21 protein-coding genes and 2 pseudogenes are annotated in these 22,463 nt (G+C 37.6%); 11 read left to right on the forward strand and 12 right to left on the reverse strand.

Translation table 11 applies throughout. The features are described 5' to 3' along the window. Nucleotides 1-133 (forward strand): annotated as a pseudogene (locus ACNF42_RS06275) (ISL3 family transposase); the annotation flags it as partial. Nucleotides 134-437: 304 nt separating this feature from the next. Continuing rightward, nucleotides 438-1,166 (forward strand): hypothetical protein, encoded by a 729-nt coding sequence (locus tag ACNF42_RS06280; protein WP_443339875.1) that lies wholly within the window; start codon nucleotides 438-440, stop codon nucleotides 1,164-1,166. Here ACNF42_RS06280 and ACNF42_RS06285 read toward each other — a convergent pair. The 4 genes from ACNF42_RS06285 to ACNF42_RS06300 all read right to left on the reverse strand — a co-directional run bounded on the left by ACNF42_RS06285 (nucleotide 1,113) and on the right by ACNF42_RS06300 (nucleotide 3,374). Further along, nucleotides 1,113-1,598, reverse strand: a complete 486-nt coding sequence (locus ACNF42_RS06285; RefSeq protein ID WP_443339876.1) for a hypothetical protein — start codon at nucleotides 1,596-1,598, stop codon at nucleotides 1,113-1,115. The genes ACNF42_RS06280 and ACNF42_RS06285 overlap by 54 nt on opposite strands. Before the next feature lie 82 nt (nucleotides 1,599-1,680). Then, the gene (locus ACNF42_RS06290) at nucleotides 1,681-2,682 is read right to left on the reverse strand and encodes a GH12 family glycosyl hydrolase domain-containing protein (RefSeq protein WP_443339877.1); all 1,002 of its coding nucleotides are present in this window, start codon (nucleotides 2,680-2,682) and stop codon (nucleotides 1,681-1,683) included. A 76-nt stretch (nucleotides 2,683-2,758) separates the two neighbouring features. Continuing rightward, nucleotides 2,759-3,151, reverse strand: a complete 393-nt coding sequence (locus ACNF42_RS06295) for a PIN domain-containing protein (RefSeq protein WP_443339878.1) — start codon at nucleotides 3,149-3,151, stop codon at nucleotides 2,759-2,761. Next, nucleotides 3,138-3,374 (reverse strand): AbrB family transcriptional regulator, encoded by a 237-nt coding sequence (locus ACNF42_RS06300; protein WP_443339879.1) that lies wholly within the window; start codon nucleotides 3,372-3,374, stop codon nucleotides 3,138-3,140. The genes ACNF42_RS06295 and ACNF42_RS06300 overlap by 14 nt, the downstream gene beginning before the upstream one ends. Nucleotides 3,375-4,066: 692 nt before the next feature. On the opposite strand from ACNF42_RS06300, the gene ACNF42_RS06305 reads away from it, so the two are divergent. Genes ACNF42_RS06305 through ACNF42_RS06325 form a run of 5 tightly spaced genes read left to right on the forward strand, consistent with a single transcriptional unit; the run spans nucleotide 4,067 to nucleotide 9,704 of the window. Beyond that, nucleotides 4,067-5,983 carry an ABC transporter substrate-binding protein gene (locus tag ACNF42_RS06305; RefSeq protein ID WP_443339880.1) on the forward strand — a complete coding sequence of 639 codons (1,917 nt, stop codon included), beginning with the start codon at nucleotides 4,067-4,069 and terminating at the stop codon, nucleotides 5,981-5,983. Between the two features lie 55 nt (nucleotides 5,984-6,038). Further along, nucleotides 6,039-7,037 carry an ABC transporter permease gene (locus ACNF42_RS06310; RefSeq protein WP_443339881.1) on the forward strand — a complete coding sequence of 333 codons (999 nt, stop codon included), beginning with the start codon at nucleotides 6,039-6,041 and terminating at the stop codon, nucleotides 7,035-7,037. Between the two features lie 11 nt (nucleotides 7,038-7,048). Then, nucleotides 7,049-7,930 carry an ABC transporter permease gene (locus ACNF42_RS06315; RefSeq protein WP_443339882.1) on the forward strand — a complete coding sequence of 294 codons (882 nt, stop codon included), beginning with the start codon at nucleotides 7,049-7,051 and terminating at the stop codon, nucleotides 7,928-7,930. Continuing rightward, on the forward strand, nucleotides 7,927-8,730 hold the full coding sequence (locus ACNF42_RS06320) for an ABC transporter ATP-binding protein (RefSeq protein WP_443339883.1): 804 nt from the start codon (nucleotides 7,927-7,929) through the stop codon (nucleotides 8,728-8,730). Before ACNF42_RS06315 ends, ACNF42_RS06320 begins: the two co-directional genes overlap by 4 nt. Then, nucleotides 8,730-9,704 carry an oligopeptide/dipeptide ABC transporter ATP-binding protein gene (locus tag ACNF42_RS06325; RefSeq protein ID WP_443339884.1) on the forward strand — a complete coding sequence of 325 codons (975 nt, stop codon included), beginning with the start codon at nucleotides 8,730-8,732 and terminating at the stop codon, nucleotides 9,702-9,704. Before ACNF42_RS06320 ends, ACNF42_RS06325 begins: the two co-directional genes overlap by 1 nt. A 12-nt stretch (nucleotides 9,705-9,716) precedes the next feature. On the opposite strand, the gene ACNF42_RS06330 is transcribed toward ACNF42_RS06325, so the two are convergent. The 5 genes from ACNF42_RS06330 to ACNF42_RS06350 form a co-directional block, all read right to left on the reverse strand. After that, complete coding sequence (locus ACNF42_RS06330) at nucleotides 9,717-10,700, reverse strand: aldo/keto reductase (RefSeq protein ID WP_443339885.1); 984 nt, start codon at nucleotides 10,698-10,700, stop codon at nucleotides 9,717-9,719. 40 nt (nucleotides 10,701-10,740) lie between these two features. After that, nucleotides 10,741-12,216 (reverse strand): beta-galactosidase BgaS, encoded by a 1,476-nt coding sequence (gene bgaS, locus ACNF42_RS06335; RefSeq protein WP_443339886.1) that lies wholly within the window; start codon nucleotides 12,214-12,216, stop codon nucleotides 10,741-10,743. Nucleotides 12,217-12,288: 72 nt separating this feature from the next. Then, the gene (locus tag ACNF42_RS06340; protein WP_443339887.1) at nucleotides 12,289-13,107 is read right to left on the reverse strand and encodes a GH12 family glycosyl hydrolase domain-containing protein; all 819 of its coding nucleotides are present in this window, start codon (nucleotides 13,105-13,107) and stop codon (nucleotides 12,289-12,291) included. A 55-nt stretch (nucleotides 13,108-13,162) separates the two neighbouring features. Further along, nucleotides 13,163-14,179, reverse strand: coding sequence for a TrmB family transcriptional regulator (locus ACNF42_RS06345; protein ID WP_443339888.1), 1,017 nt, complete (start codon nucleotides 14,177-14,179; stop codon nucleotides 13,163-13,165). Between the two features lie 88 nt (nucleotides 14,180-14,267). Beyond that, the gene (locus ACNF42_RS06350) at nucleotides 14,268-15,446 is read right to left on the reverse strand and encodes an MFS transporter (protein ID WP_443339889.1); all 1,179 of its coding nucleotides are present in this window, start codon (nucleotides 15,444-15,446) and stop codon (nucleotides 14,268-14,270) included. A gap of 108 nt (nucleotides 15,447-15,554) precedes the next feature. On the opposite strand from ACNF42_RS06350, the pseudogene ACNF42_RS06355 reads away from it, so the two are divergent. Next, nucleotides 15,555-16,493, forward strand: a pseudogene (locus ACNF42_RS06355) (Gfo/Idh/MocA family protein). 122 nt (nucleotides 16,494-16,615) lie between these two features. On the opposite strand, the gene ACNF42_RS06360 reads toward ACNF42_RS06355, so the two are convergent. Then, nucleotides 16,616-17,767 (reverse strand): right-handed parallel beta-helix repeat-containing protein, encoded by a 1,152-nt coding sequence (locus ACNF42_RS06360; RefSeq protein ID WP_443339890.1) that lies wholly within the window; start codon nucleotides 17,765-17,767, stop codon nucleotides 16,616-16,618. A 125-nt stretch (nucleotides 17,768-17,892) separates the two neighbouring features. Here ACNF42_RS06360 and ACNF42_RS06365 point away from each other — a divergent pair, with 125 nt between their 5' ends. From ACNF42_RS06365 to ACNF42_RS06375, 3 genes are all read left to right on the forward strand, one after another. Further along, complete coding sequence (locus tag ACNF42_RS06365; protein ID WP_443339891.1) at nucleotides 17,893-18,027, forward strand: hypothetical protein; 135 nt, start codon at nucleotides 17,893-17,895, stop codon at nucleotides 18,025-18,027. 118 nt (nucleotides 18,028-18,145) lie between these two features. Then, a complete protein-coding gene (locus ACNF42_RS06370; RefSeq protein WP_443339892.1) occupies nucleotides 18,146-18,553 on the forward strand; it encodes a HEPN domain-containing protein in 408 nt (135 codons plus the stop codon). Further along, a complete protein-coding gene (locus tag ACNF42_RS06375; RefSeq protein ID WP_443339893.1) occupies nucleotides 18,529-18,891 on the forward strand; it encodes a nucleotidyltransferase domain-containing protein in 363 nt (120 codons plus the stop codon). Before ACNF42_RS06370 ends, ACNF42_RS06375 begins: the two co-directional genes overlap by 25 nt. 549 nt (nucleotides 18,892-19,440) lie before the next feature. Here ACNF42_RS06375 and ACNF42_RS06380 read toward each other — a convergent pair. Next, on the reverse strand, nucleotides 19,441-19,758 hold the full coding sequence (locus tag ACNF42_RS06380; RefSeq protein ID WP_443339894.1) for a hypothetical protein: 318 nt from the start codon (nucleotides 19,756-19,758) through the stop codon (nucleotides 19,441-19,443). Beyond that, entirely contained in the window at nucleotides 19,758-22,106 is a 2,349-nt protein-coding gene (locus ACNF42_RS06385) for an adenosylcobalamin-dependent ribonucleoside-diphosphate reductase (protein WP_443339895.1), read from the reverse strand. Before ACNF42_RS06385 ends, ACNF42_RS06380 begins: the two co-directional genes overlap by 1 nt. Nucleotides 22,107-22,463 lie beyond the last annotated feature (357 nt).

A 22,463-nucleotide genomic window follows, 5' to 3' on the forward strand; every position in this document is an offset into this window, starting at 1 on the left:
AGCTGTTGTTGAAGGATTGAACAACAAGATACGTACTGCATTCAAGCGTTCATATGGGTTCAAGGCACATGAATACATGGATACGATCATATATCTGGTGGCAGGAGGATTGAGGTTACCCCCAGAATGTTAAAGAGATCCTAAAATAATAATTATACGAATTTAATGTGTTTACAAGTAAGGATCCTCGGGCTTTTCTTATAATTATAATAATCCTATAAATTTACATTTTGACCTGTTTGCTTTATGTTCAAACTATCATACTAAACCTTTGATACTGGCCATTTACTTTTTTGGTGTTATTTATATGATCTATTTTACTGACCAAAGTTGCCTATGCCAGGATTCATGTGGATAAATTGTTATGATCTGATATTAAAGGAGGTGGTGGTTTTGCTTTGGATAAATAGATATAAAATAATCAAGTTATGATCTAAGTGATTAATTTAGGGATATTTTTAGCTGCAACCGGAATAATGCTACTTGAGATGTCTGAGGCTTCCGCCGTGGCCATGGCCCTATCGGCTGAATCAAAGAATATTCTTCCATTCTTAGCAACTATAATTGGAGTTTTTACTATACTTGTTCCTGCCACCTTATTGGGTAGAGAGATTGAGATTTTACCAATTTTTTACATCAGACTAACCTCTGCCATTTTACTCCTTTATTTCGGTCAGAGATTGATGAAAAGTGCTAAAAGATCCATGAAATTTCAGTATCTGAAAAATTTTCCAAAATCGCATAAGGAGGAGCTGGCAGAGAAGGGAATTAATACCACAGCATTCCTTGTAGGTGCAACAGAGGCCTTTGAGGCAGCAATCGTTCTTGTCGCCCTTTATCCTCAAGGTTTTACATCAACAATTTATGGAGCTATTCTTGGTGGGATCATAGTGATAATGGGCTCATTCATATTGAGACCAAAGATAAGGCAGATAAAACAGGCCATAATGAAAGTAACTGTTGCGTCTCTTTTGCTTACATTTTCCCTATTCTGGTTTATAGAATCAGTAAGATCTATTAATGATTTCTATTTAATACCTATATTCATTGGTTTCTTCGTTCTTGTCTATGAATATTCAATATACGGATTGAAAGAGCTGGCCAAGGAGAAACTAAAAACCGAAAATCAAGAGAATCGCCGCAATCCCGATAACGGAAACGACTGAAAGAAGAGTTGCAACTCTGGGTCTTCCCGTGAGAATAGCCAGGAAAGCTCCAAGTATACCTATCACTATAAGTGGTGACATTGCAGCAGCTGAATAGCTTTTTTCAGCCCCGTATTGCGGAATATACTGTATAAAGTGAAAACTAAGATATGTAGATATGACTCCAATAGCAAGCATTGTAAGCGAAAAAATGACAAGGGGACTGACCTCTCTTCTCTTTTCTTCCTTTCTTACCTTTAAATCCTCAAGTCTATCGGATTCGTTAACCTCACGAATTTCTTCAATATGCCTCCATGGAATGAACTTTTTATGATCTCTGTAGGCCACAATGATACCCATATCATCGTAACCTATGAGAGTGCATATGAGCTGTCCAGTGTTTCCCTCATACACTACCGTGACAGTCTGATTTAGAAAATTTTCAATTGCCAATTAGAATGGGAAATCCTTCTGCGAATTAAAAGCTTTCTTAAGTTGCGAGTGTGTTTTTTCAAAGTTCATTTGTCTGTCTAATTTAAATTATCTTAATTGTGTTTCCATCGATCTGGAACGAATAATAATAAAGAATCCAGTCACTTATATTTCTTGCAATAGATTCGTTACCGAACTCATTGCCCATCTCTATTCCCATTAGTGTGTGATTTGAAACGTTCTCACCAGATATATTTCCACCTTCCATAATGAATTTGGATATGTTAAGAGTTATATTGGAATAACTTACTGGTGATGGATTTTCCAGAATAAATGAAACGGTAGGCCATGCATTGGCACTTCCATACCAGATTTCCCACGTGGAGTTAACTACATGACCATTTATCTTACTCTCAATGCTGACTGTACCAACCTTATTGCCTATAGGTTGATTATCCTGATAGTACATCCATATCATCACTTCAAGATCATTGGATGTTGGTTCGTGTCCTGAAGATGGATTCTCCTCAAGCCATAGATCATATGAAAAGTCTATGGGTATATTATTTGGATATATCCTGAGAAATGAGAAATTTGCCGTTGAACTAAAATTAAGGTCCTTGAACGTTGAAAAATTCATAGGAAAAACCAAATTAGTCGCTTGATTCGTTCCAAACATCTGATCTTCCAGGTTATATCCGTAAGCCACTTCTGGGTAACCTAGTATTGTATCATAATCTGATTGCACGGACGATAGAGATGAGTTTACATAAAGATATTGACCATTATATGTCATATTCGTTGAGCCATTAGCACTTTTCAAATTCCATAAATCTGTACCTATTGCACCGTACTTAAGTGCAGTGTAATTATATGGATCCGATGATGTGCCAATCACCTCAATCTTCTGTGGTTTCTGTACAGTTGTGTTGTTGTTTTTGTTATGAGTTGTGGTTGAATTTCCTGTATTATTCTGATGTGGAGGTTGAGAGATTGTTATAATCTTTTGGCCTGCAGAATGATCTATTCCAAATTGATAATAAAACAATGAAAAAACGAGAACGAAAATAATTATCACTACGAGAGCCTTCTTTATGTTTTTCATGATTCGTAAGTCTATTTAAACTATTCTTTATTAATATTTTTTAATATTTTATCTGGTAGTATTTATGTGCTTTTTCTTATTCTTCATCTGTCATCTCTCCATTTTTTGGCTCATCATCAGACAAATCAATCTGTTCAAGACCTAATTTTCTGTATATTTTGTCTGAGCTTATTATTTTCCCATTTGAGTGAACAGCATGAAATGAGTCAAAAACTCCCACCCCCTGTGCAATAAGTTCTGCTGCTGCCTGGTACTCTCCATTTTTCTCATTACAGATTGCCATAACATCAATCGCAATTCTCACTGGATCAAGTCCATATCTTTTGGCTAATAGCATAAGTTCAATGTAAGTTGTCTCAGAAGTGTAAATTCCTCCTTTCTCTTCTTTCAAAATTCTTTTTGCGTTTTTCTTTAGCCAATCTGTTGGTTTGAGCAGAGCTAAAAAGAAATCTGTGTCAGCGTAAGTCATTATATGCCTCTTCTAGAATTTCTTTTCTCAGATCTTTCAGAGTCTTATCTGGGATACTTTTTCCTAGTTCTTCTAGGTCTTCTATTGGATTAACAGGCAGACTTGTAAGGATTAGCTTATCACCAAGTCTAGTTATAATAAATCTCGGTCCTAGATTATGTTTAAGACCTTTCGGAATATGAATCCTTCCACCTTTATCCATTTTAACTATGGCCGTTTCCATTATTTACATAGTGAGGATAAATACTTAAAAATTTCCATTAATTGGACAATCATGGGTTAAAATTGATATTTTCCCATTTATTGTTCTTAGTCTCTTAAAAGTAGAAAAGTCTTTGATAGCTGGATGGAATCTGAGGAGATGTGACTGCCTAGAGCTAGTCATTCTCTTCATTCTAATTTTTACGGATTATCGTATAGCGCTTCCATAATAAACTTAGAATTATTTATCCTAAGTTTCTGGAGGCCATAACAAGATCGAGAACGACAATTCAGATAATGAGCACCATGTCGGTTAAACTTTTTTCATAGAAGGACGCCATGCATTAAGTTGCCACTCCCATAATATGAAAGCGATAATTACTGAATTTTAAGAAAAATAATATACAACCTTGATTGAGATTTCTGGAACAAGAACTTTTTGCCGTCGTCATTTGTAGAAGTTAAAATTTTTTGAGATTCTATTTTTCGCAAAATAGTAGTGGGATGGCATTGGAACTTAGTTAAAAATCAATTAGTAATAAATGGAATATCATGGGGATTAAAGAAAAATCGGTCTCGGCAGAGAATTATTAGCAAAGATTTTTAAAATATAAGTAGTAGTATTTATCTTATATCTTTAAGAATGAATCTACATTATACTACCTCATAAGATTATTATCAATTTATAAATAGAGACTTTTCTATTTGGACAACATGAAAATGACGAAGTTTATCATATTAATAATATCTCTCGTAATGATAGCGTCAGTTTTTTATGGCGCGATTGGATCTGTATGGGAGAACGACAACAGCTCGCATCCGTTCGTCACAGAAAATTTAAATCCTTATACAAACAGTTCTACATCCAGCAACTCATCAACTATAAGTATGGGCTTGCTTCTTAGTGACTATTCGTGGCCTACCCTCAATCCTTTTACAACCACCTATTCGGCCTCTGGATTAAATTATCTATTCTATACACCACTAGTCACGGTAAATTATCCACCCGATTCTGGTATTAAACCCGCTTTACTCCAAAGCTGGTCCTCGAATCCGTCTTACACTGTATGGAATCTTACCTTAAGACCTAATCTTAAGTGGGACAACGGTCAGCCACTGAATTCCACTGATCTTGCATTCTCTATGGATGAATACAATAACACTGCTACAGACACTGCAAATTACCTGGGAGCGCCTTTGGTACACAATGCCACAATTATAAATGCAACCACAATACAGCTTGATTTTACAAGGCCTATTCCAAATCTTATGGATGAACTTGCGGGTGGTGAAATTGACGTTGTTTATGCCCCATCCTTTGAACATGTGAAGGACTCTGACTTTGTAAATTTCACAAATGAAAGAAATATTGTTCTTGATGCTCCCTACGTTATAACTAATTATACTCCAGGGCAGAATCCACTCATATTAACCAGGAATCCGTACTACTATCAGGGAACTCCATATTATAAGTATCTTAAAATCGTACTCTTTGATTCCACAACGGCAGAAATATCTGCTCTTTCAGCTGGTGAAATTCAAGTAGCCTGGGATGGTGGTTCATATACAAGCGCTCGTGCTTTCCAGGTTCCTGGATACACACTCCACACACTGATACCATCTGGTGAAGAGGTTATAAATCTCAATTTCATGCAATATCCACTAAATATGACACCTGTCAGGCAGGCTCTGGCCTATGCTGTTAACAGGCAGTTACTAGCACAGGATGGATACGGAAACCAAAATTACACCCTATTAAATTACGCAACTCTGGATAATGCATATGATAATATCCTTGGACTCACCCCAAACGAGATCCCTAATTATACTCAGAGCCTTTCAGAAGTGAATTCCCTGATGACTTCAGCTGGGTTCACCAAGGTAAATGGCTACTGGCAAAATTCCACAGGATCAACGGTTTCAATAAAGGTAATTTATCCAAACTATGAGACAGGATCCACAAATATTGCGGTTGAACTTTCTACCGAATGGAACGCCGCCGGATTCAAAGTGGAACTGGAGCCTCTCACATCTACAGATTTTACCAGTACTATTGCATCAGCTAACCAGCCAACCTACGGTGCAGCAGTATGGGATGGATATGGATTCGCCATACCATTGAACTCCTTCATTACTAACGTATACACATTCTTCTACGGATACCTGACTCCAGCCTTTGATAAAGCACTCAACACAAGTGCTGCTGCCCTTTACGGAACCCATCAGGTTAAAAATGGAAGTCTTGCAGATGTAATAGAGGACTATATAAACGCATCAGCAGCTCCCTTCGATACCCCGCACAGCAACTACTGGAACAGACAATTAGCAATGAACTTTGCAAAGCAGGTTCCAATGATTCCACTATACTATACCTATAACTTTGAGGAAACAAGCAATTCAGTCTACTGGGGAAACCAGACAAATCATACAGGGATATATGACACTCAATCTCTGACAATGCCTCAATTCTGGGATGGAACGTTGATGGTTATTCATCCGATAACAACCAAATCAGGGGTTTCCTTGACAGATATATATGCAATCGTGGCAGTGATAGTTATTGTAGCCGCAGCAGCCTCATTTGTATTTTACAGCAGAACAAAAAAGAAAAAGAGTGAGAGGGAGGAATAAATAGACTAATTTATTCCCTACCATTTCATTTATAAATTAAAGAGGTAAGAGTTGATTGTCTAGTTTAAGAGAGAGATATAGCGCAAGATACGTCCTTAAGAGATTGATCGGTACGATTATTGTGTATTTTGCCGCTGTTCTTTTAATTTTTATAATTCCTCACCTTATGCCTGGAAATATTGCCTATGAATTTGTTTCAAGATTAATTGCAGAAAATCCACGTATTTCCTATGCAAAGGCCTTACAGGAAGTCGAGAAGGAGTATGGTCTAAATTTACCTCTGTGGGATCAATTTCTAATATACTTTAAAAATGTTGTACTCACATTCCCTCCTAACTTCGGTTATTCCTTTGAATATCTGAATGATAGTGCAATAGTGATAGTACTAAGAGCTCTTCCCTTTACGCTTCTTTTAATATTTGCATCTCAGCTTATTGCCTGGGGAATTTCCATATTTATCGGCGTGGAACTTGCCATGAGGAAGAACAAAAAATCAGACAAGGCATCTGTACCAGTCCTTTACTTCCTCTATAGTATACCCATATTTTGGCTTGCAATGATAATGATTCTTGTATTTGCCCTTGATCTTCATCTTTTTCCAGCCATAGTTCCATTTTCCTACGGTTCTCCCATTGGGACCATCATGTACGGAATGGCACTCCCCATACTGATTGTGGTGATCTCAACTATTCCAAATCATACTTTAATAATTAGAAGCGCAACAATCGATTTTTTGAACAGCGACTTTGTTGTAGCACTAAAGGCCGAAGGACTTAAAGATTCCACATTCAGACTGAAGCTGATGAGAAATGCTCTGCTTCCTTCAATAACACAATTCTTTATGCAGTTTGGTTATCTGATTGGAGGGATTTTCATAATAGAATCCCTATTCTCCTTACCTGGAATGGGGACCGTAATAATTACAGCAGCCCTTCAATATGACTACCCCGTGCTTGAAGCTGGCTTGTTTGTGACATCTGTTGTAATGATTTTGTCAAATCTTGCAGCAGATCTTCTGTATCCAATTCTTGATCCGAGAGTTTCCTATATGTAAGGTGATTTTAGATGAGTGAGAATTACTTAAAAGAACACGTAGTAAAACAGATGAAATCCCTTAGTAAGAAGAATGGTATAATCTGGATTCTATTGCATGACGGTTTTTTCAAAATAGGTTTTGCTATTTTAGCTTTCTTTGTCATAGTTGCGATTATATCTTTCTTTTATCTTCCCTATAATCCTGTAGCTACAACTGGACCTCTATGGTCTCCACCATCCTTGTCACATCCCTTTGGTACCACAGCGGATGGCCAGGATCTATTTAGCCAGTGGATGTACGGAAGTCAGCCTACACTCTTTGTGGCCTTCTTTTCGGCATTCATTGCAGCCATATTTGGAGTGGTAATTGGAATTTCAGCTGCTTATTTTAGAAGGGCAGACGAACCCCTCATGAGACTTGCGGATGTCTTCTTAATATTACCTGTTCTTCCTCTGCTTATTGTTATAGCAACCTTTGTTAGACCGACCAATTTTTCTGCTTCGGTCATAATTGGACTTCTCTCATGGCCATGGATGGCCAGAACCGTAAGGTCCGCGTCTCTGTCCGTAAAACAGTCTCCTTACATAGAGGTGGCAATAATGAGCGGAACTCCAAATCGTAATATTGTTAAGGATATATTTTTCCACACTCTTCCACTAGTTATTGCGAACAGCATTTTTTCAGCTACCGGTGGGATTCTATTTCTGGCATACATGGATTACCTCGGAGTTGGCCCCATAACAAGCTATGCGTGGGGTACGACTCTCTTTTTTGCTCAAACTGCTAATGCACTATTTGTTGGTGCATGGTGGTGGATCGTCCCATCTGGCTTGAGCATAGGAATTCTAGCAATGGGACTTTCCCTTATGGGATACAGTCTGGAGAATGCATACAGAGGTGTCTCAAAATGATTTCTGAGTCTGTTGGAACCCCTCTCATAAGGGCAAAGGACCTCTCGATCATTTATACCTCCTACGGGGAAAAGAAGAGAGCAGTGGATAATATATCCTTCGAACTAAGGAAGGGAGAGATACTTGGAATAGTTGGGGAGAGTGGTGCAGGCAAAAGCACCATTGCAAAGGCCATAATGGGACTCATAGAACCTCCGTCCTATGCAACGGGGGAAATAATTTATAACGGAAAGAACCTGATAGGAATGAAAAACTACAAAATTAATAAAATAAGATGGAACAAAATTACCATGATATTTCAGGCATCTATGAATTCCTTAAATCCAGTTCAAACCGTTGAGAGCAACTTCATATCCATAATGAAAGACAAAATGGGAATATATGACAGATCCCAGTGGGATAGAATTATGGAAGATATGCTGGCATCCGTGAGTTTACCTTTAGATGTGAAAAAGAAATTCCCTCATCAATTAAGTGGAGGGATGAGGCAGAGGATACTCATTTCCATGGCAATGATCACAAATCCGGAAATTGTCATAGCAGATGAACCAACAACTGCCTTGGACGTTATTACAGAATTTTATGTGCTTTCAGTATTGAAGGAAAAGATAAGAAGCTCTGGAGCCTCAATGATATTCATCACACACGATCTTCCTGCCATTGTTTTTATGGCAAACAGGCTGGCAGTTATGAGGGATGGTAAAATCATCGAAATTGGAAATGTTTCCCGAATTCTTTCCAATCCAGAAAATGAATATACTAAAAAGCTCGTGAATTCCTTTTACGAGGTGGAAACCTGATGGAGAGTTATTCTGACTTTATTGTGCAGATATCAGATGTCAGCAAATATTTTGGTAATAGGAATAATATTGTAACTGCACTGGAAAACGTTTCCATAAATATAAGGCGACTTGAGAACGTTGCTCTTGTTGGCGAAACAGGATCCGGAAAGACAACCCTTGGTAGAATTTCCTGCGGTCTTGAAAAACCAAACAAAGGGACGGTTATACTTGATGATAAAAAGATGGAATCCTATAAGAGAAAAGAATTGTGGAAAAAATCACAGTATATCCACCAGGACCCCTACGGGGCTATTGATAACCTTGAAACTGTTAGAAGTATTTTAGGAAGACCCTTGACATATCTTTTGAATATCAGGGATTCGGGAGAGATTGAGGAACGGTCAAAGAGTGCTCTTCTCTCCAGCGGTCTTGACGACACATATCTGGACAAGAAGGGGGGAGATTTAAGTGGCGGGGAAAAGCAAAGAGTTCTCATAGCCAGAGCCTTCATAATGGAGCCAAAATACGTGGTGATTGACGAACCAACAACAATGATTGATTTTGTTCATAGGGATGAAATTATTGCCACTTTGAGCCAGATGGGTGAAACAAGGAGAACGACACTTATGTTAATAACCCATGACATAACAATTGTTCCAAAACTTGTGAAGAAGGTTGCAGTTCTTTACAGAGGAAGAATTGTTGAATACGGTGATGTTGTTACGATGCAAAAGGATCCACTTCATCCCTATACAACCTTCCTTGGTTCCATTACGGTTGAAAAACTAATCAATAGTAAGAGTCTTTTGGAATACCTTGAAAATTATGGTAAAAACAGACAGGGAATGAAAAATACGGGCAAAGGGTGTGTGTATTCGTCTGTCTGTCCCATAGCAATTTCAAGATGTTTTACTGAAGAACCAAAATTGACTGAGGACAAAGGGGGCCATCTTGTGGCATGTTTTAAACCAGGAGAATTTAAAATTGTTTAAACGATTCTGTCTTTACCAGTAATTGTGTACAAGAGGCCTGATCCTTGCATTGTATAAATTCTCGATCTCCTTCATAATGTTCGGATCGATGTCTGGCAGTTCCGGGGCTGAGGCGTTTTCCTTAATCTGTATATCTGTCTTCGCCCCAGTAATGACAGTGGAAACCTGAGGATGTTCAAGTATCCATTTTATTGCAAAAGTGGTCATCGTATAACCATTCGGAATGATTCTTTTTAACTCTTGAACCGTCTCTACTCCAGTTTTAAAATCTATTCCTGAAAAGGTTTCGCCCCTATCGAAGGCCTCTCCGTTTCTGTTGAAAGCCCTGTGATCGTCAGGCTCAAAGACTTCGTCTCCCTTGAATTTGCCTGTTAATAAGCCAGAGGCCAGTGGAACGCGTGCTATTACCCCTATATTTTTCGTTGATGCCATAGGTAAAAAAATCTCCGCAGGCCTCTGTCTGAAAAGGTTAAATATTATCTGAACTGTTGAAACGCCAGGATATTCGGCAGCCTTTATGGCTTGTTCCACCTTCTCAACGCTAACCCCATAATTAAGTATATGCCCTTCCTCCCTGAGTCGATCAAGATCCTCGAAAACCTGTGGCATATAGTAAACATCCCATGGGGGGCAGTGAAGCTGCAGAAGCTCAATTTCCTTGACCCCTAAATTAGATTTACTTCTTTCAATAAAGGAACGAAGATTCTTATAATTATACCCTTCTGGAACATGAGGATTCAATCTTCTTCCGGCCTTTGTTGCAATATGTATTTCATCCCCATACTCCGCCTTGATTTTTGACAACAGTCTTTCTGATTTGCCATCCCCGTATACATCTGCTGTGTCAAAAAAGTTGACTCCACTCTTTACTGCATTTTCCAGAGCTTTCATTGAATCCGCATCACTGACCTTTCCCCATGTACCACCAATAGCCCACGACCCGAAGCCTATTTCTGATACACAAATATTTGTCTTTCCAAGTTTTCTGTATTTCATCCATACACCTCATCAAAAAATTAATAAATACTTATAATTATTATTTTGTCATCCAAATTAAGTCCTCTGGGATTCCTCTACTCTCAGCTATTTTTTTAAAAATTAGTGCACTTGGTCTCATTTCAATTTTCTTTGTTTCCAAATTAACCCCTATAATTCCAAATTTTAGCCCGAAACCCGAACTCCATTCATAATTATCAACAAGGGACCAGTGGAGATATCCTCTTACGTCAATCCCATTTTTTACGGCCCTTTCCACTTCATAGAGATGGGATACAAGATATCTTGGTCTTATTCTGTCCTCAGAATCGGCAATTCCGTTCTCTGTAACTATCATTGGTAAATGATACCTGTTATCATACTGCTTCAATACGTTATATATGCCTTCCGGATAATATTCCCAGCCATAATCACTAACCTCCCTGTTATCCTTGCTCTTCGAATTTTTTGGGGCATTATGGCCATATCCATCAAGTATTCTGTATCCTCCATCCTCAGTTTTCTTTATTACGTGTCGTGTATAATAATTGACACCTATCCAGTCAATTTTTTTCCTTAAATCGTCTCTTTGCAAATTGCATTTTTCACTAAAGGATTTTGATTTTTCAATTGATTTTGCCCACCCCATATCGCCCTTGATTAGAGAATCGAAGAAAGAGTACCGATCGTTCATAAGTGCCATTTCAACCGCGTCTCGATCATCCTCAGAATATGGAACATAGTCTGCATTTGAATAAATAAGACCTACTGGTTTACTCGTGAACTGTTTCATACTGTCATATGATCTGCCTATTGCTTCTATAATGTGTTTCTTTGATAACAGACCTGCTTCAATGGATGGAAAAGCTGGTGGAAAACCGGACTTAACATTAAAATAACCATTTCCAAACACTACATTCGGCTCATTCATTGTGGAGAAACAGTCTGCAATATCCCCATATTCCTTTGCAATAAAGGCTGCATATTTTACAAATTCTATTACTGTTTTGTGGTTAAGCCACCCGTTTCTCTCATTCTTCAATCCGTTGTCTCTGGCGTCTATGGGATCATGGAGATTAAGTGGTATTGGCCAATGATATGCATTTATTATCAGATGCATGCCAAGGTCCTTGACGTTTTGAAAGATTTCTCTATAATGTTTTACAGCTTCTTTATTGGAAACCTTTTCGAGACCTTCCATGGCTTTTTCCGTTATGTGGATGTTTACTATATCGTCATTTTCTATTTCCAAATCTACCTTCACATCCTCAGTGGATCTTGGAAAAATCCTGGACCATTCTGTCCCCAGTCTCAGAGTGTTTGCTCCAATTTCCCTCGCGAATTTATTGTATGTCTCATAAAGTTTCCAGTATGCCACACCATTTTCTGGCAAATCACCGGATACTATTCCCGTCCTGATATTGTTTAAATCGTGAACCCATTTCCACCAATCTGAATTTTCGTCATTTTCACCCATCCCCATTTCAGATTGAAATCCTGATAAGGAAAAGCCCAATAAAAAACCATCTTTAAACATTGTTATGTTAATGACCATGCTCTTAAAATTGTTTTGAAATACTACCTCAGATGGTTTTTTTAGGTTTACCCTTTAAAGGTTCACAATGTTAAGGTACGTATTTTTTGCCAAAAGCCCGTATTCTTCAAGCTTCCATTGTAATTTTGTGTATGTGTGTTCAGGATTACCGAATTCAGAGCCAAGCTCAAGACCCATCAGGTACATCTCGCCAGAGTCCTTATTCATATATTTCAATGATTCCAGTAAGAATTGAGAAATGGGTATTTCCATTCTCTTACCCGACATAGAACTGCTCTCATCTACTGTAAAAGTTATGGTTTTCCACTGAGATGCACTTCCATACCAAAGATCAAATTTACATTCTTCATAATTGCCCTCTATTTTGCATTGAATGGATGTGTTTCCCATCTTCTCCCCAATTGGTCTCTGTTTATTTTTAAATACCCATATCATGATCTCATATTCTTCGCTGTTTGGCATCCTTATATCCATATCCTTTTTTATCCAGAAATCATAGGATATATTGAAAGGTAAATCAGATGGGGCATAATCCTCAATGGAAAATTTCGTCAGAAGATTTATGTTTTTTTCCAGGATGTCTTTCAATTTAACTGGAAATTGAAATTTGATATCTGACTTTTCGTTGAATTTCTGTCCCAGTAGATTATTTCCAACACATACCTCCGGATACCCAAATATTGTTTTTTTCTTTATCTTTCCGCTCTTTATGTCAATATTAAAATTTAGAGATTTTTCATCTTCTGATATTATAACGAATCCGTCCATCTCCTCCAAATTCCACATATTTGACTGAATCAGACCATATTCTGTAGGAAAACTGCAATTAATTTCCCTCCCCTTTGCTTCTACTAATACGTGTTCCTTTCCCATATCTTTGATAAATTAATTTCCATAATACACTTGTCCATTTACTACTCTTAGTAACTCAAATACCTTGAACCTGGAAGATTCCCTCAATCATTCTGACATCTTCGAGCTTCCCGTTTTTACCACCCACAGAAAGCGTCTCAGATTTTGTAATAATGTTAAAAGCCTGCTTTACGCCAGGTATTCTTTCCGTATTTTCAATTTCTCCCTCTATTAGCGTTTCTCTATCCTTAAGGATGCCCTTAACAATGGCCTTTATCCTTTTACCCTTTGAAAATATGTTATCAATAGCCTCACAGGCTAACCAGGATGTCTTTATCTTGAAAGTACTGTACTTATTAAAATCGACGATGTATCTTCCGGGTATCCAGTTCATGAAAAAGTAATAATAATCCATAACGTCTACAAGTTCATCCTCCTGAATGAACACCGAATAGTCTGAGGTCTCCGTAATGGATTTTGCATTCAGAAATGAGTTTTTCCTATCTATTATAACAATTTCAGCAGGTGTTACATCTCTTGTCCTCACAATACCAATATCACTTATTGAATCCAGAAGGCTTCCACTTATCCCGTTTCCAACGACCGAGCATATTGTTACCTTGTTTCTAGCTGCTTTCCTTAAACTCGGGAGTAAGGATCTTAATCTTTCATCCGGAAGTGATAGTAGTATCTCTGAAGTTGCGTTCTCAATTGTCTCTTCCAGCTTACTTTTTGTCCTTGCATCGTTCTCGATAAACCATACGTTTGGAGACTTTACCTGTTTATTTTTTCTATTACTCTTTACATAATTTTCTAATTGATTGACATATTTTTCCATACCTATAATTTCGTTCTTAAATGCCTCTACAGGCATCACCGCTTCATAGGTTTTTTTTATGCTGGAATTGATGATCACCAAGCCTCTCCGTTCAAGCTTTCCCAGAATGTCATACATTCTTGGCTGGGGAATCCCGGTTTCCTTAATTATCTCGGTAGCCTTAAGTGGGCCATTTATAAGCAAGTATGCGTATGCCTTGATTTCATAATTCGAGAGCCTAAACTTTTCCAATTGCCTGAATACTTCATCATCCATCTTACTCACTTTTGTATATAATTATAATCTAATCTTACTATATTGATTGATCGCTCAATAGGATAATGGATGATAAGATAGAAGTTTTTCACGTTTTAACCTTTTTCAGAACGGGAATAAGGCCTAAAAGGGAGAGAGAAAACACAGGCATCATTGACAGGGAATCGTAAATGGACATCGAATCCACAATGAGAAGTATGGAAAAGAAGGAAAGAATTCTACCGGAAACAAGGTAGTATTCCCGATTTATCCAGAAATGTCTGGTCTTTTTGAACTGATCCAGATATCTCATGAACTCTCCCATTCCCAAATTAGATATTGGAGTTAGAAAGAAAAGGATCAGGAAAGATCCGCCGAATACTATTTCAGTTATAAATCTGCCTTTAAAAAGGAAAAGAAATGACCAGAAGATCAGTATTATAACTATCTTAACAGTGTGTTGTTTCATTCTCACCATCAATTTGGGTGCGACAACGTTTGAAATGAATCCTGTGGCAGAAGCAAGGGATCCGTATATTCCCGTTATTATGTAATTTTTGGTCACATAATAAATGTAGATGGGCATTAGTGTGCTGATAACCGTTCCCAGTATGGAAGAAAAGAAGAAAAATAAACGGTAATCCTTATATTCTTCCTCCTTGATAATCGTCTCTTTTATGTGGAAAGTTCCTCCAATTTCCCCTTTCTGTGATATGAAAAGAGATACAAGTGATGAAAGGATCAGTAAAATTGAGGAAAGAGAAAAATCAAAAATATATCTGTTGAGACCGCTGAAGGTCGATTCAGATATCAAAAATCCACCAATTGCGGGTGATAAAAGTGCAGCCAGACTTGAGACGGCTGAGTTTATGGATAAAAAGGTGTACCTGTTTGTACTTCTCGATATTTCGAGAGAAAATGTTGCATTTCCACCCCAGAATAACCCAGAACTTATACCAAATATGAATCCAAAAAACATGGCATCAGTTGAAAGAAATGGAATGAGATATAGAAGAATCAGGGTTATAGCCCTAAGTATATTTCCAGTTGCATAGAGATATTTTGCGCTTATGATTCTCATTGCATATGTGCCCAAAATGAAAAAAAGTGTTTGAGATATCTGAAATGTAGTCTGATATAAAATGACACTTTCAAGACTCTGAGTTACAAAGAAAAAGATGTTAATGAAAATACCATAAAGACCACTCGCAAAGAAAAACAATGCCGCCGAAGCATAATACTTGTCACTGTTTTTTAAAAACGGTAAACCGCCTTGGGTTTTCCACATTTATAAGTATCTCTCTCCAAGGTGATTCTTTTCACTCTTAAATTATTTATTTAATACTATTTTTGGTGTCTATGGATCAGTTAATGAAAAAGTATCCCATGTATTTCTATGAAGATACTTTTACTTGGTGGAAACGGATTCGGTTTTGCTCATGCAGAAAGTTACAACAGGCTTGGATACGATTTCTCTGTTTTTTCCAGAAAGGAGAACGTACTAAAGGATTACAGGGACAGGTTCAGGGTTACAGGAACGTTCTCAAATATGGATGATGCCTTAAATTCCGATTACGATGTTATAGATGTCGTGATGCCTCACAACCTTCATAGGGATATTTCAGTTTATGCTATGAAACGCAAGAAACATGTGCTTGTTGAAAAACCAATATCTACAAATATGGAAGATTGCGATGTAATGATAAATGAAGCACAAATAAACAATGTTAAATTTATGGTTGCAGAGCAATATTATTTTGATAGGTCTCTGCAATATGCAGTAAAAACAATCAAAGAGGGAAAAATAGGGAGGGTCCATACCATAATTGTAAGGAGTCAGAGGTATTTTCAGGAAAAGGGATGGAGAACCTCGGAGAAAGATATGGGAGGGGGTGCGCTTATCGATGGTGGAATCCACTTTCTGTAGGCTTTTCTTGACCTGGGTGGTGATTATGACAGTTTATACTCCTTGAAATATAAAGGAGATTCTAATATTCAGGGCGAGGATACATCAATGGCCTTATTTTCATTTAAATCTGGTGCCAAGGGAATGTTTTTTTACTCCTGGGCCTATAAACATTCTCCTGAACTTCCGGCCTATGAAATTATTGGTACTGATGGTAGTATATACGAATCTAACGTAAAAAGCGGTGATAAAAGAACTGCCTTCAGAAGGCCCGTATTAAATGGACAGATTCAGAACATAGATGAAAAAGATGTCATAGACATGGAAATATATGAATTCCTGAAATCAGTAGAAAATGATGAGCCGGTCCCATATCCTTTAAGTAATGCCAGAAGGAATCTAGCAACAGTGCTTCGCATATACTCTTGAATTTTTAAATAAATAACCTCTCCTATATACTGAAAAATATATTGAGAAATTAAAACATAAGGTCATAAATTTAGAAAGATAACCTTAATCAAAAATTTGAAAATTAAAAAATAATGAATTTATCAGGTAGCTGTGCTTTCTCCATAGTAAGTTGTCACTTGCTGTGCCACGTTTATGAATGAATTACCTGACATAGCATTGTTGTATGCGTTTGCAATCCATATTCCGACCTGCTCATCCACTATGGTATTTTGAGCAATTACGGTGTAATTGACCTCGGGTGGCATGGGATGGGCTGTCTGTGGAATGTAGTTACTGTAGACGGCTATGCCGTTGGTTTCATTGGCTAAATTTAAATCTGTTGCATTGTCAAAGGGAGGATTGTTAAGTCTCTGGAAAGTGGCTTCCTTAACATAATTTCCTATTATTCTGTTGTAAAGATCCTTTGCTCCGGCCGCCTGATTGTTTATTATGATACCGTCTTCCAATCCACCTACGACTCTGTTGTCAATAACACTGTTGTTGTTAGCCTGTGAGAATGGAAAATCCGCGGCTATTACAATTGTTCCAACGTATGGGCCTGTTGGGCGTCCATTGCTTCCGAATACTGATCCAAGAACCGTGTTGTTCTGTACTGTAACATCATATGTTTCCATAAATGGACCCCATGCAACTACCACTATTCCACAACCGCCAGCGTCGTTGGCAACAATGTTGTTTGCAACTAAAACGTTATGGGCACTCATATTTACTAGTGGAACCGGAACTCCTGCAGGAACAATCTTTGAGGATGATGCAACTACTATTCCGCTGATGTTGTTGTCCGTAATGTCATTATTAATAATGTTTGAATTGGATACACCATAGAAACCAACCGACCCAGAGATGTGTATGCTGGCATTGGGATCCACACCGTTGTGATATATGTGATCTGACACAACATATACTGAAGTTGTATCCACTGCCAGAATCCCCTCGTCCTGGGCGTCATATATTTGTGCATGGGATACTGTAACGTTCATTACACCAGGCCCGATATAAACACCAAAACTATAACCTGATGCATTCACATTTCCACTAATCACCTCATTGCTATGGGCTATAACCTTTGCAGTGAGATCTAAAATTCCTATTTTACCTGACTTTTCTGCTGTAACCGTTGAAGTAGGATGCTGAGAGTTACCGTAATAGAACCCACCAACAAATCCTGCTATGGAAAATACCACAACCACTACTACAACAGTTACCTTCCAAGTGTTGCTTAATTTTTGCATTTTTTTGTTAATAATTAGTAATATATAATATTTGTAATAAATTTAAACAAATTTCTTTTTTATTCAACCTCAAATTATAATGTCAGATCACATATGAATCTTTAAATTTATGGATTTGTGAATCTATGAATCTCATAGAGAGAAGGAGCAAGTTAATTGATTCAATGCTGTATGAAGAGAGGGCAATCAAGACCATGTATCTGGGAGTGGCAGAAACAGATGAAAAATGGTCCGCTGGATTAAGGAAGTTCTCCAAATAAGTAGCCTTAATGATTAGACAACCTTTGAGACACTGTGAAATGAAGGATAAACTTGTAATTTTGGATTGTCAGTTTCAACGGATAATATTAATATATTGTATGATACTCATTAAAGGAAATGACCAGTTATCTTGATGAAGAAGAATACAACAGATGGATGAAGAATGCAAAAGCAACTCTTCGTTCTGCCATTAACGACAAATCATCGCAGTTTTACAACTGGGCATGCTTTAAAGCCCAGCAGGCAGCAGAATCTGCAGTCAAGGCATACCTGCGAGGCATTGGTAAAGGCTCCTTTGGTCATTCTATCTCTCTTCTTTTAGTTGATCTTAACTTTAAGAAAGAAATCGTAGATTTAGCTAAAAAGATAGATAAATATTACATTCCAACAAGATATACCGATGTTTGGTCTGAAGGCACTCCTGAAGATTATTATACACTGGAAGACGCAAGTGAGGCAATAGAATGCACTGAAATAATAATTAATGAGGTTGAGACAAAGTGGAAATCATTGAAGAAAGGATGAATAAAAGAAATGAGGTCATAAGGGATGCAAGAATCTATGCAAATAACCTTCAGTTCAGATGCTCAGTTATCCTTATAGGTTCATTTGCTCGCGGTGATTTTAACCTCTGGAGTGATGTTGATATCCTCATAATTGGCCACTTTAGCGGAACTATTCTGGACAGGCTCAGAAATATGGATTTCCCACCAGGTTACGAAATAATAATGTTAACACCTGATGAGATAAACAGAATGAAATCTAAAAATGACAAATTCATATTGGATGCCTTTAGGGATGGGGTTTGTTTAAAGGATGATCTGGGAATCTTTCAGAACGTTGGAAAAACTGGAACTCAATAATAAATCTCGTGAATAAAAAATTAGGTAAGATGGTAAAATTACTGAATAAAATGCTGAGAATATTTGTGCTGTGTAAACGCTGATCAGGGTTTGGCAAAATAGCCGGTTTGTAAATGAACCATTTAACTATACTTTTCATTCCCCCCTTTCACTCCTTTCTCCTTTTTTTATTGAATTTCTCTTTCTGTATTTGCTCCTGCTTATTCCGACCTTATGTTTATAATAGGGTAGTAATCCAATATGCGATCAAGAACAGCAGCTTCCATAGCAGAGTCTTATAAAACTTAATTTAATTCTTAAAAATATTTACCGCCTGTATGTATGCCTTATCTCTTCTCAAATTTTGATTAAACTAAGTGGAATGATAGGTGATATCTTCCCAGCACCGGGTTGTTCCCAGGGTGATGTGAAAACGTCCCGTTTTATGACTTTTTTAACAAACAAAATGACATGAATTGTCTTGATTGAATTGTGTTTCTTCTTCAATGCGTGATCAGGATAATGAATCATACATTAGATTGCGTGGTTCATGAATAAATGTTGTGAGGTTTAAAGTGAGGAGTTGCCAGATATATTCTTCAGATAATTCTCACACCTTTCCCTTATGATTTCAAAATTTTTTTCAATATAAAATATTTTTTCACTATCACTACCTTTGATCTGATCAATTATGTCTGACTGCACAAAATCAGAGAACTTCTCAGCATCGAATTTCCTTGCATATTCTGAAACTGCCGACAAAAAAGGGTTATTTTTTGCCAGTGCCAGTAAAAGATACTGAAGTGGTGCGTTTTGTCTGAATATCTCCTCGGAAAGAAATAGGAGTTTTCTTGATATTATCTCTTCCCTGATCTCGTTGATTCCCATTACTTATCGCATTTTCCGTCTGGACATGCAGGATCGAACGTGGCTTCCAGTTTAAGAAACTTTGCAGAGACTTTCTCTTTTTTGTCCTTTGTCTCTGAAGCAATTTTTTCCACAATTGCGACTGAAGGCTTATCCTTCTTTTCCTTCTTTTCTGTTCCACTGTATAGAACCTGTTCTGATTTGCTCCTGTCTCTGTAAACAGTTATACCCTTGCAGTGAAGATCCTTTGCCAGCCTGTATGCCTTACTTATATCCTCTGGAGTGGCGTCGTGTGGCAGATTAATTGTTTTTGAAACCCCACTATCGCAGAATTTCTGGAAAGTTGCCTGCATAAGCACATGCCATTCTGGATCTATTTCGTGTGCGGTTACAAATATCCTCTTTATATCCTCCGGCACATCAACATTTTCAAGGTTTCCTGTCTTTGCAACTTCCTGCATCAACTTATCAGTGTATAGGTTCCTCTTCTTTGTGATCTCCTCAAACAGAGGATTGACTTCAATGAGCTCTTGACCGTTAAGAACGTGTCTCATAAATGCGATTGCAAATAGAGGTTCTATAGATGATGAACATCCTGCTATAATTGATATTGTTCCAGTTGGAGCAATTGTTGTTGTGGTTGAATTTCTCATAAGTATTCCCTTGGTTTCATATTCAGAGCCGTACCATCCAGGGAACACTCCTCTCTCTTCTGCCAATCTCTGAGATTCCTTATGTGACTCATCATTTAGGAAAGACATTACCTGCTCTGCGATCTTCAATGCGTCTTCTGTATCGTACGGTATGCCTAACATTATGAGCATATCTGCAAATCCCATAATCCCCAGGCCAATCTTTCTTGTCTTCCTTGTCATATCCTCAATCTGCTTAACTGGGAATTTATTTGCGTCAACTACATTATCAAGGAATCTCACGGACAGTTTAATGACCTCCCTGAGTGATTCCCAGTCTATTTGGTTTCCCACAACAAATTTTGAGAGATTTATGGAACCAAGATTGCATGATTCATATGGCATTAATGGCTGTTCCCCACAAGGGTTGGTTGCTTCAATCTCACTAATATTCTTAACCGGATTTGCCCTGTTTATCTCATCCAGAAATATAAGTCCTGGATCAGCTGTTTTCCATGCCTGGGTGATTATGGTGTCCCACATTGTTCTTGCCTTTATTCTTGATACAACCCTGTGCGTGTTTGGATTTCTCAATTCAACGTATCCGTCATTATCAAGTTTTTCAAAGAAATCATCTTCCATACCTACAGATATGTTGAAATTTCTCAGGATTGTGTTTTCTGAATCTTTGCTTGTGATAAATTCCATGATATCTGGGTGATCGTATCTGAGGATTCCCATGTTTGCCCCTCTTCTCTTTCCACCCTGTTTTATGACCTCTGTAGTTGTATCAAATATCTTCATAAAAGAAACTGGTCCAGATGCGACGCCTTTTGTTGAACCAACTATGTCATCCTTATTCCTCAACCTTGAAAATGAAAAACCGGTTCCTCCTCCAGATTTGTGTATCTCTGCTGTTTGCTTAACCGCTTCAAATATCTCTTCTATACTGTCTCCCACTGGAAGAACAAAACATGCTGACAGCTGCCCCAGCCTGGCTCCTGCATTCATAAGCGTTGGTGAGTTTGGTACATATTCAAGTCTTGTCATCATTCTGTGCATTTTCTCTATTGTGTCTTCAGCCGTTGTTGGCTTCGTATACAAAAAGTCCATGAACTGCCCAAAGGTTCCTGATATAACACCTTCCTCCTTTAGCTTGTTGAATGCCCTCTCAAGGACCTCTATCTGCGTATTCGATATATTAGATAATTTCTTTCCATCCTTAGGAAGTATATTCTTCTTCTGGAATTTTGCATAATCGTATAGGGCATCTATTATACCCACATGATTCGCAACTCTCCTGAACATCTGACTTGGAGTTTCAATGATCTTTCCCTCCTCATCCTTAAGAAGATATCTTGCCTCAAGTACCTTGATTGCATTTAATGATAATTTTAGATCGTCCTTAACTCCCAGCCTTTGCTTCTCCTCCCTTATGAATCTCCTCTTTTCCCTGTAGAGAATATAGGCCTTTGCAACTTCATTGAATTTCCTTCCTTCAATTGTTGTTGACATCAGAACGGACTCAACGATATCCTGGATTCTCTCAACAGTAGGAGTTGCATCTTCACTTTCAAGTATCTCTACTACCTTGTCTGATATAATCTCTGCATCTTTCATAGTGCCAATCTTTACACTCAGCATAGCCTTGTAAACAGCTCTGGTAATCTTTGTCTTATCGAAATCCGCTGTTGTACCGTCCCTCTTAACGATTTTATTAATTTTGTTTTGTATCATTTTTACCACTTAGCCCAATCATTTTCTTATACAAAAGTTTTTTTCACATATGTAAAGTAAACTTCACTTTAATGTGAAAAAACTTTCAGCTGATAAGTTGAAGTATTACGTTGTTTAAAAATATATTGTATACAGATTCGATAATACTAATTCATATTAATCGGATTATGATTCAAATTAAAAATCAATAAATAAGTGTTTCTGAACGTCCATTTTCATAGCGTCCCAAATGTTGTGTATTTATAAAGGATACCTCCTTTGGAACATTTCCTTAATCTCATCAATGCATTTATAATATCCTCTCAATGATCTCATAGACCATTTGTCATTTATCTCTGCTGCCCTCAGATAAATGAT

This window comes from Cuniculiplasma thermophilum, from assembly GCF_052315355.1.
Lineage (GTDB): Archaea > Thermoplasmatota > Thermoplasmata > Thermoplasmatales > Thermoplasmataceae > Cuniculiplasma.